The 17,294-nt window shown below is 44.5% G+C and carries 14 protein-coding genes; 7 read left to right on the forward strand and 7 right to left on the reverse strand.

Features of this window, described 5'->3' with window-relative positions:
• Nucleotides 1-12 precede the first annotated feature (12 nt).
• Together metG and A3712_RS15910 are read left to right on the forward strand one after the other, a co-directional pair.
• Nucleotides 13-2,073: a methionine--tRNA ligase gene (gene metG, locus A3712_RS15905; RefSeq protein ID WP_063524230.1), complete on the forward strand. Its 2,061-nt coding sequence runs from the start codon at nt 13-15 to the stop codon at nt 2,071-2,073.
• Nucleotides 2,074-2,289: 216 nt separating this feature from the next.
• Nucleotides 2,290-2,769, forward strand: a complete 480-nt coding sequence (locus A3712_RS15910) for a DUF1456 family protein (RefSeq protein WP_063524231.1) — start codon at nt 2,290-2,292, stop codon at nt 2,767-2,769.
• A gap of 120 nt (nt 2,770-2,889) precedes the next feature.
• On the opposite strand, the gene fadR is transcribed toward A3712_RS15910, so the two are convergent.
• Nucleotides 2,890-3,729, reverse strand: coding sequence for a fatty acid metabolism transcriptional regulator FadR (gene fadR / locus A3712_RS15915; RefSeq protein ID WP_063524232.1), 840 nt, complete (start codon nt 3,727-3,729; stop codon nt 2,890-2,892).
• Nucleotides 3,730-4,368: 639 nt separating this feature from the next.
• Between fadR and nhaB the strand changes: the two genes are divergently transcribed.
• Entirely contained in the window at nt 4,369-5,961 is a 1,593-nt protein-coding gene (gene nhaB / locus A3712_RS15920; RefSeq protein WP_063524233.1) for a Na(+)/H(+) antiporter NhaB, read from the forward strand.
• A 147-nt stretch (nt 5,962-6,108) separates the two neighbouring features.
• Nucleotides 6,109-6,618 (forward strand): disulfide bond formation protein DsbB, encoded by a 510-nt coding sequence (dsbB, locus tag A3712_RS15925; protein ID WP_063524270.1) that lies wholly within the window; start codon nt 6,109-6,111, stop codon nt 6,616-6,618.
• An 89-nt stretch (nt 6,619-6,707) separates the two neighbouring features.
• On the opposite strand, the gene A3712_RS15930 is transcribed toward dsbB, so the two are convergent.
• Nucleotides 6,708-7,328: an SEC-C metal-binding domain-containing protein gene (locus A3712_RS15930; protein WP_063524234.1), complete on the reverse strand. Its 621-nt coding sequence runs from the start codon at nt 7,326-7,328 to the stop codon at nt 6,708-6,710.
• 180 nt (nt 7,329-7,508) lie between these two features.
• Between A3712_RS15930 and dusC the strand changes: the two genes are divergently transcribed.
• Nucleotides 7,509-8,465, forward strand: coding sequence for a tRNA dihydrouridine(16) synthase DusC (gene dusC, locus A3712_RS15935; protein WP_082856250.1), 957 nt, complete (start codon nt 7,509-7,511; stop codon nt 8,463-8,465).
• A 98-nt stretch (nt 8,466-8,563) separates the two neighbouring features.
• Here the strand turns inward: dusC and A3712_RS15940 are convergent, their stop codons facing one another.
• Both A3712_RS15940 and yfbV read right to left on the reverse strand, forming a co-directional pair.
• Complete coding sequence (locus A3712_RS15940; RefSeq protein WP_063524236.1) at nt 8,564-9,532, reverse strand: ABC transporter substrate-binding protein; 969 nt, start codon at nt 9,530-9,532, stop codon at nt 8,564-8,566.
• 271 nt (nt 9,533-9,803) lie between these two features.
• Nucleotides 9,804-10,256 (reverse strand): terminus macrodomain insulation protein YfbV, encoded by a 453-nt coding sequence (gene yfbV / locus A3712_RS15945; RefSeq protein ID WP_004737357.1) that lies wholly within the window; start codon nt 10,254-10,256, stop codon nt 9,804-9,806.
• A 343-nt stretch (nt 10,257-10,599) separates the two neighbouring features.
• On the opposite strand from yfbV, the gene A3712_RS15950 reads away from it, so the two are divergent.
• Both A3712_RS15950 and pta read left to right on the forward strand, forming a co-directional pair.
• The gene (locus A3712_RS15950) at nt 10,600-11,796 is read left to right on the forward strand and encodes an acetate kinase (protein ID WP_063524237.1); all 1,197 of its coding nucleotides are present in this window, start codon (nt 10,600-10,602) and stop codon (nt 11,794-11,796) included.
• Between the two features lie 139 nt (nt 11,797-11,935).
• Nucleotides 11,936-14,101, forward strand: coding sequence for a phosphate acetyltransferase (gene pta / locus A3712_RS15955; RefSeq protein ID WP_063524238.1), 2,166 nt, complete (start codon nt 11,936-11,938; stop codon nt 14,099-14,101).
• A gap of 79 nt (nt 14,102-14,180) precedes the next feature.
• On the opposite strand, the gene A3712_RS15960 is transcribed toward pta, so the two are convergent.
• The 3 genes from A3712_RS15960 to A3712_RS15970 form a co-directional block, all read right to left on the reverse strand.
• Nucleotides 14,181-15,119 carry a glutathione S-transferase family protein gene (locus A3712_RS15960; protein ID WP_063524239.1) on the reverse strand — a complete coding sequence of 313 codons (939 nt, stop codon included), beginning with the start codon at nt 15,117-15,119 and terminating at the stop codon, nt 14,181-14,183.
• Nucleotides 15,120-15,324: 205 nt separating this feature from the next.
• On the reverse strand, nt 15,325-16,320 hold the full coding sequence (gene oppF / locus A3712_RS15965; RefSeq protein WP_004737353.1) for a murein tripeptide/oligopeptide ABC transporter ATP binding protein OppF: 996 nt from the start codon (nt 16,318-16,320) through the stop codon (nt 15,325-15,327).
• On the reverse strand, nt 16,317-17,291 hold the full coding sequence (locus tag A3712_RS15970) for an ABC transporter ATP-binding protein (protein ID WP_061033798.1): 975 nt from the start codon (nt 17,289-17,291) through the stop codon (nt 16,317-16,319). Before A3712_RS15970 ends, oppF begins: the two co-directional genes overlap by 4 nt.
• Nucleotides 17,292-17,294: the final 3 nt, after the last annotated feature.

Genomic DNA, 17,294 nt, shown 5'->3' on the forward strand with positions numbered 1-17,294 from the left:
GAATTATTAAGTATGGCAACTGATCCAAGACAACTTTTGGTAACTTGTGCGCTTCCGTACGCTAACGGCTCTATTCACCTTGGTCATATGCTTGAGCATATCCAAGCTGATATCTGGGTTCGATACCAGCGTCTGCGTGGCAACACTGTAAACTTCATCTGTGCTGACGATGCTCACGGCACGCCAATTATGCTTAAAGCTCAACAGATGGGTATCACGCCAGAAGAGATGATCGCTGCTGTTAGTGAAGAGCACCAAAAAGACTTCGCTGGCTTTGATATCAGCTTTGATAACTACCACAGCACGCACAGCGAAGAGAACCGTGAACTGGCTTCTCACATCTACCTGGAACTTAAAAAGAACGGCTTCATTTCAAGCCGCACTATTTCTCAGCTTTTCGACCCTGAGAAAGAGATGTTCCTACCGGACCGTTTCGTAAAAGGTACTTGCCCTAAGTGTAAGTCAGAAGACCAGTACGGTGACAACTGTGATAACTGTGGTGAGACATACAGTCCAACTGAGCTAATCGAGCCTAAATCTGCGGTTTCTGGCGCAACTCCAGTAATGAAAGACTCTGAGCACTTCTTCTTCGACCTGCCTCAGTTCGAAAGCATGCTAAAAGAGTGGACACGTTCTGGCTCACTGCAAGCTGAAACAGCAAACAAAATGCAAGAGTGGTTCGAGTCTGGTCTACAACAGTGGGACATCTCTCGTGATGCACCATACTTCGGCTTCGAGATCCCAGGCGAAAAAGACAAGTTCTTCTACGTATGGCTAGATGCACCAATCGGCTACATGGGCTCTTTCAAGAACCTATGTGACAAGCGCGACGATCTAGACTTTAACGAGTACTGGAAGAAAGACAGCACCGCTGAGCTTTATCACTTCATCGGCAAAGACATCGTTTACTTCCACAGCCTATTCTGGCCAGCAATGCTAGAAGGTTCTGGTTTCCGTAAGCCAAACAACGTATTCGTACACGGCTACGTAACAGTAAACGGCGCTAAGATGTCTAAGTCTAAAGGCACATTCATCAAAGCAAGCACATACCTAGACCACCTAGACCCTGAGTGTCTACGTTACTACTACGCTGCGAAACTAAACAGCCGTATCGACGACCTTGACCTTAACCTTGAAGACTTCACTCAACGTGTAAACGCTGATGTAGTAAACAAGATTGTTAACCTAGCTTCTCGTAACGCAGGTTTCATCACTAAGCGCTTCGAAAGCAAGCTATCTGCTGAATTTGCAGAGCCAGAGCTTTACAACGAATTCGTTGCTGCTGCTGAGCGTATCGGTGAGCTATACGAAACGCGTGAATTCAGCCGTGCTATCCGTGAGATCACTGCACTAGCAGATAAAGCGAACCAGTACATCGACGAAAAAGCACCTTGGGTTCTTGCAAAAGAAGAAGGTAAAGAGAAAGAGCTTCAAGAAGTTTCTTCTGTTGGTATCAACCTATTCCGCGTACTAATGGCTTACCTGAAACCAGTAATGCCAGAGCTTGCAGCTCGTACGGAAGCTTTCCTCAACGAAGAGCTAACCTGGGAAGGCGTTGCAACGCCGCTAACTGATCACGAGATCACTAAGTTCAAAGCGCTATTTAGCCGTATTGATCCTAAGAAAGTGGAAGCTATGATTGAGTCTTCTAAAGAAGATGCAGCAGCAGAAATGGCAGCTAAAGAGAAAGCGGAAGCTGAAAAAGAAAAAGCAAGTCAAACTGAGCTAGATAAAGAACCAGTCGCGGAAGAGATTGAATTTGACGCGTTCGCAGCCGTTGATATGCGTATTGCTCGTATCATCTCTTGCGAAGAAGTGCCCAAAGCGAACAAGCTACTGAAGTTCCAACTGGACATCGGTGGTGAGACTCGCCAGGTATTCTCTGGCATCAAGTCAGCATACAAACCTGAAGAGCTCGAAGGCAAGCTAACTGTTATGGTTGCAAACCTAAAACCTCGTAAGATGAAGTTTGGTATGTCTGAAGGCATGATCCTAGCTGCGGGCCCTGGTGGTAGCGACCTATGGATCCTTGAACCACACGAAGGTGCTCAACCGGGTATGCGTGTAATGTAATTCTGGCTTCTGTCAGATAAAGCATTCACTGACAAATCCCTGATGTAACTTAACTTGAAAGAGTTAATAAGCGTCGGGGATTTTTTATATCTACCGAAAACCGGCGTTCTCTGTTAGAGTCGCCGTCAACTATGCTAAGTAAAGTATCATAAGGTTAACGGCAGCAATACGCCGTATGAAGCCACTTTACTCTCTAAACCTTTTTAGGACACCTCTGTGACTAACAACGAAATTTTGCGTCGTATTCAACACGCACTAAACCTTAAGAACGCACAAATCATCAAAGCTATTGAACAAGCGGATGTGACTGTTGCCCACGATCAAGTGATTAACTGGCTAAAAGCGGATAACGACAAGTCATGCTCTAAGATGAAAGACAAAGAGTTAGCGGTATTCCTAAATGGTTTAATCAACCTTAAACGCGGTAAAAAAGAAGGGGCTAAGCCAAAGCCTGAAGTTGCACTTACCAACAATATGATTTTCATGAAGGTACGTATTGCATTGAACATGAAAGCAGAAGACGTGCTCGATGTATTAGAAGTGGTGGGTATCAGCCTAAGCAAATATGAAATTGGTGCCTACTTCCGCAAACCTGAAAACAAAAACTACAAAGTATGTGAAGACCAATTGCTTTGTGATTTCCTAAATGGTGTTCAGTTTACTAACCGTCCAGACTCAGAAGAGTTCGCAGGTTAAACAACGAGCGACTAGCAAATTAGCCAAACTCTTGATAAATAAAAAGCGGCGAGATAATTAAATTATCCCGCCGCTTTTCTTTGTTCTTACTTTAGAGACTGACGAAATTAACCCAAAAGATTAGCTGTCATCTTCCGTAAAATTCGTTGGTAACGTCGTTTTCATTTCGTTCCAGATCTGTGCACTTGCGATACCGTAATTACGAATAACCAAAGGCAAGTTTTCACGTTGACCACTCTCACAGATAACAAATAATTCTTCATAGAACCCCATAGCTAGGCGACGCGCTTCTGGATTTGAGAAGTAGTAGCTACCGATACGATCGTAAAGCTTACGTACGCCATTAAAGATCAGACCGTAAATTTGGTTACCTGAATGAAACGCTAGGCGTTGGAACAGCATGTAGTCGTAAAAGTTAAACGTCTTTGCAATTAAGATCGTCTGACGTTTTGCTTCGTCTTTCTCTGTATCTTCTTTAACTGCTTGCTTGATCTTGTCTGCATACGGAGACGATTCTAGGAAATCATCCCATGTAGGTGCCGCAAGTAGCGCTTCACACGATTCAATCACATTACTGATTGTGCGTTCTGAAGCTTCTTTATTTGCTTTAAATGCATAACGCATAAAAATAGGGCTTATGTTAGTACGAGCAGCTAGTAGGTCTTCTACCATTTTGCTTGCATTATCCACGTCCAACGTCATTAACGTATCAAGAATATGAAGACCGGAAGTTTCCATAAACTGGTTAACTTTGGTTGGTTTACCGTGCTGGATAGTTAACCATCCATCACGAGCAAGACGCTGTAGTACTTCACGAAGCGTAGTACGTGTTACGCCAATTAGCTCAGAAAGCTCACGCTCTGCTGGCAAGATAGAACCTGGAGGGAAACGACCATTCCAAATACTTTCAATGATATACTTCTCTGCAAATCCTGCCGGGCTCTTCGCCTTAATGACCATCTACACTTCAATCCAATTAAATTATTTTCTTCTAATTCACTCATCATACCACTAGTAAAGGCGAGCGGAAACACCCTCAAAAATTTTACTCTCCCAAAACACCACTAGAGTTAAAACTCTAAAGGTGACCTCATGTTTTCACCTAAGATTTGCCAAGCAAGTCTCTATAAATCACTATTTAAACAAAGTTTTAACACAATAAATTCACTTTAAAATCATAGACATTAGCCATATTTTCGAAGCTATCAAATTACAACATTAAGTTGTAATAATCATATATAAACCGTCTTTATTCTGTAAATTTCAATCATTTCGCTGAAATATTGATTCTAGTCGGTTTTTATTACATTTTAAGTGGTATGCTTCCGCTACTTTGATCGCGTTTCTCACACAAAAAAGACGTATTTTAGGTGCTACAGGGCTTTTCCTGTTGACTAAATGTTATCTAAGAGTAAAGTTGCGCTCAAAATAAGCAGTGCTTGAGTCTCTAAGGGAGTGACTTGGCAAGACCACAGAACGTTACATGGAATGTAGTTTTTCTAAGTCACTGTTAGTTATAGTTTTTAACACTTTCTATAGCTCGATTCTCAAAATGTTGTATTGCTTGTCTATTCATAATCAACATAAAAGAGTATTAACATGCCGATGTCTCTCGGAAACGCTTTTATCAAGAATTTCCTTGGTAAAGCTCCTGATTGGTATAAACTTGCCATCATTTCCTTTTTAATCATCAACCCGTTTGTTTTCTTCCTAGTTGACCCATTTGTAGCGGGTTGGCTATTAGTGGTTGAGTTTATTTTCACCCTAGCTATGGCTCTCAAATGCTACCCTCTTCAACCGGGTGGTTTATTGGCAATTCAAGCCGTTGCAATTGGCATGACCAAGCCTGAAATGGTTTATCATGAGCTCCAAGCAAACCTTCCTGTATTACTCTTATTAGTATTCATGGTTGCTGGCATTTACTTCATGAAAGAACTTCTTCTGTTCATTTTCACGAAGATACTGCTCGGCATTCGTTCGAAAATAATGCTTTCTGTTGCATTTTGTGTGGCAGCAGCATTCCTATCTGCTTTCCTAGATGCACTGACTGTAATCGCAGTTGTGATCAGCGTGGCAGTGGGTTTCTACTCGATTTACCACAAAGTAGCATCAGGTAAAGGCTCTAACTCTGCACACGACCACACTCACGATGAAGAAATCTCTGAGCTAACTCGTGAAGACTTAGAGGACTACCGTGCTTTCTTACGTTCACTACTGATGCACGCTGGTGTAGGTACCGCGCTAGGTGGTGTAATGACCATGGTAGGTGAACCACAGAACTTGGTAATTGCTAAGCAAGCAGGCTGGGAATTCGGTGAGTTCATCATTCGTATGCTTCCAGTAACACTGCCTGTTTTCTTCTGCGGCATTCTAACCTGTGCTCTTGTAGAGAAATTCAAAGTATTTGGTTACGGCGCAAAACTGCCAAACAACGTTCGTCAAATCCTTGTCGAGTTCGATAACACACAAAAAGCGAGCCGTACTAAACAAGACGTAGCAAAACTTTGGGTTCAAAGTGCTATCGCAGTATGGCTAATTGTTGGCTTGGCACTTCACGTTGCTGAAGTTGGTTTGATTGGTCTATCAGTTATCATTTTAGCTACTGCGTTTACTGGTGTAATCGAAGAACACTCTATGGGTAAAGCGTTTGAAGAAGCGCTACCGTTTACCGCGCTTCTTGCTGTTTTCTTCGCTGTCGTTGCAGTAATTATCGACCAAGCACTATTTAAGCCAGTAATAGATGCGGTACTTCACGTTGAAGATAAAGGCACACAACTTGCCCTCTTCTATGTAGCCAACGGTATTCTATCGATGGTTTCAGATAACGTATTCGTAGGTACGGTTTACATCAACGAAGTGAAAACTGCATTGATTGAAGGCATTATCACTCGTGACCAGTTCGACCTACTAGCTGTTGCTATCAACACAGGTACTAACCTACCTTCAGTTGCAACACCAAACGGCCAAGCTGCGTTCCTATTCTTATTGACGTCAGCACTTGCTCCGTTAATTCGACTGTCTTACGGCCGTATGGTAATCATGGCGCTGCCATACACTATCGTACTGGCACTGGTTGGTCTTGCAGGCATGATATACTTCGTGGAACCGATGACAGCGTGGTTCTATGACGCTGGCTGGATCATTCAGCGTACAGGTGAAGCGGTTACTCCAGTGATATCTGGTGGTCACTAAGCTACACACTGTGTCGCAAAGCACAAAATGTGTAACTCACTAATCAAAAATATTAGTTGATTAGGAAACTTATCCAAGATAAAAAGCTCTGAGTATTCAGGGCTTTTTTATTTTTTAGACGGGATTTAATTCGTGAACTTTTTTGTAATGCTCAAAGACTTCTCTAAGGGACGTTTATCTTGGCTTTTACTGCTGGCTTTTGTTGTATTTTTTGAGGCATGTGCCCTTTTCTTCCAGCATGTCACGATGCTTGGCCCTTGTGTCATGTGTATCTATGAGCGTGTGGCAATGCTTGCTATTGGTGTCGCAGCAATCATAGGCGCCATTGCCCCTAATAACCCTGTATCGCGCTGGCTTGGACTTGCTGGCTGGGGATTTGGCGCATACAAAGGTTTAACGTTGGCTTTGGAGCACGTTGATTATCAGTTCAATCCGTCTCCATTTGCGACCTGTGACTTATTCGTAACCTTCCCTAGCTGGGCACCTCTAAACCAATGGGCTCCGTGGATGTTTGAAGCCTACGGCGACTGCAGTAAGGTCGTATGGCAGTTCTTGTCGCTTTCTATGCCGCAATGGCTTGTCATAATCTTTGCGGGCAACTTAGTAGCGTTCGGTTTCGTGGTAATTTCTCAATTCGTTAAATCCAAGAACGACTAATCACTCTCGCTTTACAAAACTAAAAAGTCGACCTTAGGGTCGACTTTTTAGTATCGGGTCTGTCTTACGCTTTAGAGCGCAGTAAACGATTAACTGTTCTTACCACAGCATTGCTTGAACTTTTTACCGCTTTCACACGGACAAGCATCGTTACGACCGATATCTTTAAATGGATTCACGCTCTGCGACTTATTACCGAGCATCGCTTCATCAGCAGCCAATGCAACCTCAGAAATCATTAAGTCAACTTGGCCAACAAGATCAGCAAGTGCTGGCGGGTTCTCTAGTCCAGCCGTAAACATTTGCTGCTGAGTCTGCTCTTCATCAATCGCAAGCATCAATGTCGTCAGTAAAGCTTGTAGCATACGTAGTGTGCCATCAGCGACACTCACAGTTTGCCATTGCTCTTCAACGGTTGGCCACACCATCATGAAGCCTTCTGCGAAATCAGCGAACAGCTCGGTAAAATCGCCTTCAGAAAGTACATCTGTAAGTAAGTATTCACTACGCTGAATAAGATTGTGTTGGCGATTGATCTGTTCTGTCACGATTGCCACAAGCGCTTCACCTGCTTCTGGAGCAATGATCGCAAGCCACGCTTCAGGCTCTAGCGGCTTAGTGGCTAGGTTAGAAGCAAGAATGGCCCCTTCAAAAAACTGCGGGGTAATGTCTGTAATTGATTCTGGTAGGCTTAATAATTGATATGTCATGAAAGCTCTGGATATTGGGGCATTTTCAATATTATAACGCTATCACGTGCGATATGTCGCCTTTAACACATAGAGCCGCTCACCATATAGGCAAAGCCACACTCATAGTGACAAACATGTAGGCAAGCCGTACAATCACGCCTCTTTATTTTCAGGACAGAGATGTTTCGGTAGATCAGCATGCGAGTAATACTTGGCCCTATGGAGGGCGTTCTAGACCACCTAATGCGTGAAATTCTCACTGAGCTCAATGATTACGATCTCTGCGTAACCGAATTCGTGCGTGTTACTGATCAACTATTGCCGCCGCATGTATTCCATCGCTTGTGTCCTGAGCTTCATCAAGGCTCTCAAACGATGGCGGGCGTTCCTGTCCATATACAGTTACTCGGTCAACACCCGAAATGGATGGCAGAAAATGCGATTCAAGCTGCGAACCTTGGTGCCAAAGGTATCGATCTAAACTTCGGTTGCCCAGCAAAAGCGGTAAATAAGAGTAACGGTGGCGCATCTTTACTGAAAGAACCTGAGCTTATCTACCAAGTTGTTAAAGCGACCCGAGAAGCCGTTCCTGAGCACATCCCTGTTTCCGCTAAAATTCGTTTAGGCTGGGAACACCCAGATGAGTGCTTTGAGATTGTCGATGCGATTGAACAAGCCAAAGCGGACGAACTAACAGTCCATGCAAGAACCAAAACCGGTGGCTACAAGGCAAGTGAAATCAAGTGGGATTACATTAATCAGATCCGCCAGAAGACATCGCTACCTTTGATCGCGAATGGCGAAATATGGAATTATCAAGACGGTCAAGATTGCATTAAAACGACAGGTGTCGATTCACTCATGGTATGCCGAGGCGCATTCAACGTTCCAAACCTTGGTAACGTGGTCAAGCACAACCATCAGCCAATGCCATGGATAGAGGTTATTGCTCTGCTGTTGCGCTATTCAGAGTTCGAAATTGAGGGCGATAAAGGTCTTTACTATCCAAACCGTGTAAAACAGTGGTTTGTGTACCTGCGTAAAGAGTACCCAGAAGCGGAAGAACTGTTCCGAGAAATCAGAACCTACAAAAAAGCCGCGCCTATTGTCGAGCAGATCAAACGCTACCAAGAGCTGTACAATCAGCCTGCATAGATCTCCCCTCTCGAACTGTCTATTTAAGCATTTCGACTGAACAACGTGGCTAGAATTCAATACGATCTTTACCGGTCGTTATAGCCACGTAAAGCTTCTCATTGCTGATGTAGCTTCGCCCGTTCCACCACAGATTCAGGTATCGTCACACCCAATTTTTGAGCAGCCTCTAAGTTCACCACCAATTGCGAACTCTGGGCTGTCTTTACACTCAACTTGCCAGGCTTTTGCCCATTCAAAATCGCGGCAACATAATCGGCGGTTTGTACACCAACGTCGTAATAATCAAGGCCCAAACCTGCTATAGCTCCCTTGCTAACATAAGACGTCGCACCCGCCACTACCGGAATGCCCTCTTGGTTTGCCGCTTTAATAAGGCCTTCCACACCACTAGCCACCGTATTGTCGGTCAGCGCATAGATGACATCAGATCGCTTTGCCAATAATTCTGCTTTTGATTCCACATCTCCGATGGTCAACGCTTTTTCAGTATGAAGCTCATAGCCAAAGTCTCGGCTTGCTGTCTTAAGTAACGCAATTAAGGCAACAGCGTTCGATTCAGCCGGGTTATAAACCACACCGATGGAGTTAGCCTCTGGCAACAACTCTTTGATCAATGAGACATGCTGAACAATCGGGGATAGATCAGAAAGACCGGTTACATTTCGCCCTGGTTTTTCGAGTTGTTTGACAAGCCTTGCACCGATAGGATCTGTGACAGCCGTGAATACGATAGGAATAGACCGAGTTGCCGAAACCAGCGCCTGTGAGCTTGGCGTCGCGATACCGACCAACACATGAGGATTTTCGCTGACGAGCTCTCTGGCTATTTTCGCTGCCTGCGCTGGATTGCCTTCCGCCATTTCGTAAGAAAACTCGAGATTTTTCCCAGGCTCATAACCTTTTGCTCTTAGCCCTTCGAGTAGCCCCATACGTGTCGCATTCAAATCGAGATGATCAACAACTTGTGAAACCGACACTTTCGCAAAATTTGCCATCGCGCAGCCAGCCCAAAGCAACAGTGAACAACTCAGCACTGCCGTTAATACTTTATTTACTGCACCCATTAACACTCCCTGAATCAAGCTTCCATTGTTATTGCTCGTTCAAAGAGAACAACACCAAATCACTATTGATAGTATTAGCAGTAGTGATTGATAAGTTGAAGTGATATTTAACAAAAGCACAACAAAGCTCGAGTTATGTGAGAAAAGCTAGGTTTGCTCTGGGATAAAATAAGAGACTGGATGAATAGGATATACAAGGATAATAGCTGAGAGCAACCGAATGTGTGGAATATCGTTACTCTCAGGCCTATAGGGAATTTGAGGTGTTTTTTTAGAACCAACGCTCCATTGCCGACTTATCTAGCTGGCGGAAAGCGCGATTAAGGATAATAGCGAGTTCTTTATAACGAGGGCGGGGCTTCATTGGTTCTAATGCAAAACCTGTTTCGGTGATCTTTTCGTGCAGCTCACGATACCAAGACACCAAAGCCGGCGGAAGTTGCGTGTTTGAGCGGTTACCTAACCACCACATGCCTTGAAGTGGTAGGCTAATAGCGAACAAAGCCATAACCACAGCTTGTGGCATTGCTTGGTAGTTATTAAAAACCATTTGTGTCAGAACACTGATAGCAGCGATCGCAGGCATCACCTTAACACCAAAGCGCGTCGCTTTAATGATGCGTTGCTCTGGGAAAATAGCGTTTAACTCTTTTCGAACAGGCCAGAGATCCATGTACTTTTGGCCATCTTTTAAACTGCCAGCTAAACCAACTCTATTGCTCATATGAGTCTCCCATTAAAAAAAAGTTGAAATCATCAACTAAAAACACAAAAATTTGACGAAAAATAATATTCTTTCAAATTTTTTTGTTATATTTGCACAATATCGCTATTATTTGCAGACCTCAATCTCATTGTTGCCCTTATTTACAATTTAAGCAACTTTGAGAAGACTTCTGCAAGGAATGCACAAGCCGCTTTTGCATAAAAGTGCGCTTTCACTTTAATACGGAAATTAACGTTTTTTTGACCAAGGTTAGTACGCAAGCTACCGAGCTTCGTCTATTCTTGAGATTAATTTTCATCCTTAACTGATTTCGATCAGAAAAATTAACAGGTAGTCATTAATGTCTAAGCTAGTTTTAGTTTTAAACTGTGGTAGTTCTTCTCTTAAATTCGCTGTTGTTGATGCAGAAACAGGTGCAGAGCACCTAACTGGTCTTGCTGAGTGTCTAGGTCTTCCAGAAGCTCGTATGAAGTGGAAACTTGACGGCAAGCACGAAGCTCAACTAGGCGCGGGCGCAGCTCACGTAGAAGCACTATCTTTCATGGTAGAAACTATTCTTGCTTCTAAGCCTGAGCTTAAAGCTAACCTTGGCGCTATCGGTCACCGTATCGTACACGGCGGCGAGCAGTTCACTCAATCTGCACTAATCACAGATGATGTTCTTAAGGGTATTCAAGACGCTGCGACTTTCGCACCTCTTCACAACCCAGCTCACCTAATCGGTATCGAAGCTGCTCAACAGAACTTCCCAGGCCTTAAAAACGTTGCTGTATTTGACACTGCGTTCCACCAAACAATGCCTTCTGAGTCTTACCTATACGCTCTACCGTACAACCTGTACAAAGAGCACGGCATCCGTCGTTACGGCATGCACGGTACTTCTCACCTATTCATCACTCGTGAAGTTGCAGGCCTACTAAACAAGCCAGTTGAAGAAGTTAACATCATCAACTGTCACCTAGGTAACGGCGCTTCTGTATGTGCAATCAAGAACGGTAAATCTGTAGACACTTCTATGGGTCTTACTCCTCTTGAAGGTCTTGTAATGGGTACTCGTTGTGGTGACCTAGACCCTGCAATCATCTTCCACCTACATGACGCACTTGGTTACTCTGTTGAAGAAATCAACAACATGCTAACCAAAGAGTCTGGTCTTGCTGGTCTAACTGAAGTGACTTCTGACTGTCGTTTCGTTGAAGACAACTACGGTGAGAAAGAAGAAGCAACTCGTGCAATGGACGTATTCTGTCACCGTCTAGCTAAGTACGTAGCTGGTTACACTGCAAGTCTAGAAGGTCGTCTAGACGCAATCACTTTCACTGGCGGCATCGGCGAAAACTCTGGCCCAATCCGTGAAATGGTTCTAAACCGCCTAGGCATCTTCGGCATCGAAGTTGACGGTGAAGCTAACCTTAAAGCTCGTTTCGGCGGCGAAGGTACTATCACTACAGCTAACAGCCGTATCCCTGCAATGGTTATCTCTACTAATGAAGAGCTAGTAATTGCTGAAGACACTGCGAAGCTAGCAGGTCTTTAATCAAAATTTGTACCGCTGGCTGTAACGAGCCGGCGGTCTTTTGATGAAAATGGGGCTCAGCTTCTATTCCTATTCCTACCCTTAAATAGGAATATGAAGTTGAGCTTTTTTAATCCAATAGCTAAAGGTACTCATACGAATGTCTCGTACTATTATGCTTATCCCTACTAGTGCTGGTGTTGGTCTAACTAGCGCAAGCATGGGTGTTCTTCGCGCAATGGAGCGCAAGGGCGTTAAGGTTTCTTTCTACAAACCAATCTCTCAACCACGTTCTGGTGGTGATCAACCTGATCTAACTTCAACTATCGTTGGCACAAACAGCGATGTTAAGATCGGTCAACCTCTGGCGATGTCTGTTGCTGAAAGCCTAATCGGTAACGACAACATGGACGAGCTACTAGAAACTGTTGTTGAGCGTTACAACCAGATCAACAAAGATGCTGACGTAACACTTATCGAAGGTCTAGTACCAACTCGTAAGCACCCATTCGCTAACCAAGTGAACGCAGAAATTGCTGCAACACTAGGTGCAGAGATTGTACTTGTTGCAACTCCAGGTACTGACAACCCAGCTCAACTTAAAGAGCGTATTGAAGTAGCATGTTCTAACTTCGGTGGCACTAAGAACAAAAACATCTCTGGCGTTATCATCAACAAGCTTAACGCTCCGGTAGATGAAGCGGGCCGTACTCGCCCTGACCTATCTGAAATCTTTGACGATGCAGACAGCGCTCAGCAAAGTGAACTAAAAGTAATGGAGATCTTCAATACTTCTCCAATCCGTGTTCTTGGTTGTGTGCCTTGGAGCATCGAGCTAATCGCTACTCGTGCTGCAGACATGGCTTCTCATCTAAACGCTGAGATCATCAACGAAGGTGAACTGAATACTCGTCGTATTAAGAGCATCACTTTCTGTGCACGTTCTCTACCGAACATGATTGAACACTTCAAGCCAGGTTCACTACTTGTGACTTCGGCTGACCGCCCTGACGTTATCGTTGCAGCAGCACTTGCAGCAATGAACGGCGTTGAGATTGGTGCTGTTCTTCTAACTGGTGGTTACGATATCCCTGCGGAAATCCAAGACTTAATCAAGCCTGCTCTAGAGGCTGGTCTTCCAATCTTTAAAGCACAAGGTAACACTTGGCAGACATCTCTAAACCTACAGAGCTTCAGCCTAGAAGTACCAGCCGACGATAAAGAGCGTATCGAGTTCATCAACGAACACGTTGCGGGTCACATCGATGGCAACTGGATTGAGTCAATGACGGAAGGTACTGAGAAGTCTCGTCGCCTAAGCCCACCAGCATTCCGTTACCAACTAACTGAGTTCGCTCGTAAAGCTGGCAAACGTATCGTTCTTCCTGAAGGTGATGAGCCACGTACAGTTAAAGCTGCAGCTATCTGTGCTGAGCGCGGCATCGCTGAATGTGTGCTTCTAGGTAACCCTGACGAAATCCGTCGCGTTGCTGCACAACAAGGCGTTGAGCTAGGTGCTGGCGTAACAATCATCAACTCTGATGAAGTACGTGAAAACTACGTGGCTCGTCTAGTTGAACTACGTGGCGCGAAAGGCATGACTGAAGTTGTTGCTCGTGAGAAGCTACAAGATTCAGTATTCCTAGGCACAATGATGCTTGAGAACGACGAAGTAGACGGTCTAGTTTCTGGTGCGGTTCACACCACAGCAAACACTATCGTTCCTCCGTTCCAAATCATCAAGACTGCACCAGATGCGTCTATCGTATCTTCTGTATTCTTCATGCTACTGCCTGACCAAGTTCTGGTTTACGGTGACTGTGCGATCAACCCAGATCCAACAGCGGAACAGCTTGCTGAAATCGCTATCCAATCTGCAGATTCTGCTGCGGCATTTGGTATCGACCCACGCGTTGCTATGATCTCTTACTCTACTGGTGAATCTGGTAAGGGTGCAGACGTAGATAAAGTACGTGAAGCAACTAAGATTGCTCAAGAGAAGCGTCCTGATCTAGTGATCGACGGTCCTCTACAGTACGATGCTGCCATCATGGAAAACGTTGCTGCTTCTAAGGCGCCAAACTCTCCAGTAGCTGGTAAAGCGACTGTATTCGTATTCCCAGACCTAAACACTGGTAACACGACTTACAAAGCAGTACAACGTTCAGCAGATCTAGTATCAATCGGTCCAATGCTTCAAGGTATGCGCAAGCCAGTAAATGACTTGTCTCGTGGTGCTCTAGTAGACGATATCGTGTACACAGTAGCTCTAACGGCTATCCAAGCAGACCAAGCTGCACAAGCTGAAGAAAAAGTAGTTAACTAATTTTTCTTTTTCAGAAAGCAAAAACCCTAGATGTTTATCTAGGGTTTTTTTATGTCTGGATTTATCGGAACAGGTAACCCTAGCCTCGGCCATGTGGCGAATCTAAATCCAGCTCCGGCCCTTTCGGCACTACTTGAGTCGGGTTGATACCAGTATGGCTGAAATAGTAGTGGCGCTTGATGTGGTAGAAGTCCGTCGTCTCTTTAATGCCCTCGATTTGATAGAGCTCTTTTAAATAACCTTGGATATGTTTGTAATCCGCAATTCGTTGCTTGTTACACTTGAAGTGACCCACATACACAGCATCGAATCGAACTAAGGTCGTGAACAACCGCCAATCCGCTTCAGTAATCTGCTCTCCCGCTAAATAACGGTTCTCACTAAGATGTGCATCTACTTTGTCCAGTGCCTTGAAAAGCGCGTCATACGCCTCTTCATAAGCTTCTTGTGTCGTCGCAAAGCCAGTACGATAAACGCCATTGTTGATATTTGGGTAGATATAGTCGTTCCACTGATCAATTTTGCTCGCCAGTTCCCACGGGTAATAATCATCAGTATTGCCCGTAATATGATTAAACTCTGAGTTAAACATGCGAATAATTTCAGAAGATTCGTTACTGACTATGGTGTTGGTTTTCTTATCCCACAATACTGGCACCGTCACTCGACCTGAGTAATCCGATTTAGCTTGAGTGTAGATTTGGTGCATACGGGTATGACCAAATAGCGGCTCAGGTAAGCCCATTTGCCACCCCTCTCTCATCATGTCTGGGCATACAACGGTCACATCAATATGCTCTGTTAGGTCTTTGAGTTCTCTGAAGATAAGTGTGCGGTGTGCCCAAGGGCAAGCTAACGATACATACAGATGATAACGACCACTTTCCGCTTCAAACTGCGCGCCTGCTTTATTCTTAACCCAATAGCGGAAAACGGCATCCTCTCGGATAAACTTACCACCATTCTCTTTGGTGTCGTACCATACATCGTGCCAAACACCTTCAACTAATTTGCCCATATCCAAACCTCTATCATGCTAACTTTTCTCTAGTATAAAAAAAGCCAACTTTTTCAAAACTAGAAGAAGTTGGCTTAGTTGTTCGAATTATTTGATGAAGCTATTGAACAAAATATAGGAAATAGGCCTGCAGTACAAAAAAAGCGCGACTCTAAAAACTAGTCGCGCTTAAGCCTGTCACAGGCTGAACCGTTTTAAATTGGCTCTAGACTTGTACGTGCAAGCAAGATACTGCGTGAACGTCATCGCCTTGAATTGTAGGCTTGGTTTGCGCACACGCTTCTGTCGCTTGTGGGCAACGAGTACGGAAAACACAACCTGATGGTGGATTGATTGGCGATGGTAAGTCGCCCTCCAGCATCTGGATTGTTTTACTACGCTCTAAGCGAGGATCCGGAATTGGAACCGCAGACATCAACGCCTTGGTGTACGGGTGTTTAGGATCAGAAAACAATGCATCTGACTCACCCAGCTCAACCGCATTACCCAAGTACATTACCAATACACGATCAGAAATGTGCTTCACAACTGACAAGTCGTGCGCGATGAATACCAACGAAAGACCTAGCTCTTTTTGCAGTTCTTTCAGCAGGTTAACAACTTGAGCTTGGATAGATACATCAAGTGCCGAAACAGGTTCATCACAAATGATCATCTTAGGCTTCAAGATAAGTGCACGTGCGATACCAATACGCTGACATTGACCACCAGAGAACTCGTGTGGGTAACGGTTGATTACGTTTGGCAATAAACCTACCTTCGCCATCATCTCTTTAACACGGTCCTTCACTTCCTGCTTAGAAAGTTCTGGGTAAAAAGTCTCTAGTGGCTCAGCAATAATGTCACCAACAGACATACGCGGGTTAAGAGATGCTAGTGGGTCTTGGAAGATCATCTGAATCTCTTTACGAGTTTCACGACGTTGTATTTCTTGCATCTTAGTTAGGTCTTGACCCAACCACATTACTTCACCGTCAGTTGCTTCAACCAAACCAATAATTGCACGAGCAAACGTCGATTTACCACAACCAGACTCGCCTACTACACCCAGCGTTTCACCTTCGTAAAGGTGGATATCAACGCCATCAACGGCTTTTAGGTTTGAAGGTTTTGCCCAAGGCCACGCTGATTTAGCCGCAATGCTAAAGTGAACTTTCAGGTCTTTAATATCTAATAATAACTGCTTATCTACTACGCTCATTTTGTCCAAGCCTCCCAATCAGAAAAACAAGCACGCTGACGGTCGCCTTGACCAAATGGAGTCAGAATCGGTGCTTCCTGCTTACAACGGTCCATTACACGGTGACAACGGTCTTGATAAGGACAGCCTGTCGGCAGGCGAAGTAAGTTTGGTGGGTTACCTGGAATAGTCGGTAGGATCTCACCTTCCGTATCCAAACGAGGGATCGCTTTCAGTAGACCTTCCGCATATGGGTGGCTCGGCTCGTAGAAGATTTCGTCAACCGTACCGTACTCCATTGTACGACCTGCGTACATCACGAGTACTTTGTCACAAGAACCCGCAACAACACCTAAATCGTGGGTAATCATGATGATTGCCGTGTTGAACTCATCTTTCAGTTCGTTCAGCAGTTCCATGATTTGTGCTTGAATAGTTACATCCAGCGCGGTAGTTGGTTCATCTGCAATTAGCAGTTTTGGACGGCACAATAGCGCCATTGCAATCATCACACGCTGACGCATACCGCCAGAGAATTCGTGTGGGTACATGGTGATACGCTTACGTGCTTCCGGGATTTTAACCGCTTCAAGCATGCGTACTGATTCTTCGAATGCTTCCGCCTTACCCATGCCTTTGTGCAGCATAAGTACTTCCATCAGCTGATCACTTACTTTCATGTAAGGGTTCAGTGATGTCATCGGATCTTGGAAGATCATCGCGATCTGTTCAGCACGAACTTTGTTTAGTTCTTTTTCTGGAAGGTTAAGAATCTCTTTACCTTCGAATTTTGCACTACCTGAGATGATGCCGTTTTTAGCCAGCAACCCCATGATAGAGAATACAGTCTGTGATTTACCTGAACCTGACTCACCAACAATACCCAGCGTTTCGCCTTGGTTAAGTGAGAAGTTCAAGTCGTTTACTGCGGTTACGATACCATCTTGCGTGGTAAATTCGACGCGCAGGTCTTTGACATCTAATAAGCTCATCAT

This window comes from Vibrio sp. HI00D65 (genome assembly GCF_001635455.1).
Taxonomy (GTDB): domain Bacteria; phylum Pseudomonadota; class Gammaproteobacteria; order Enterobacterales; family Vibrionaceae; genus Vibrio.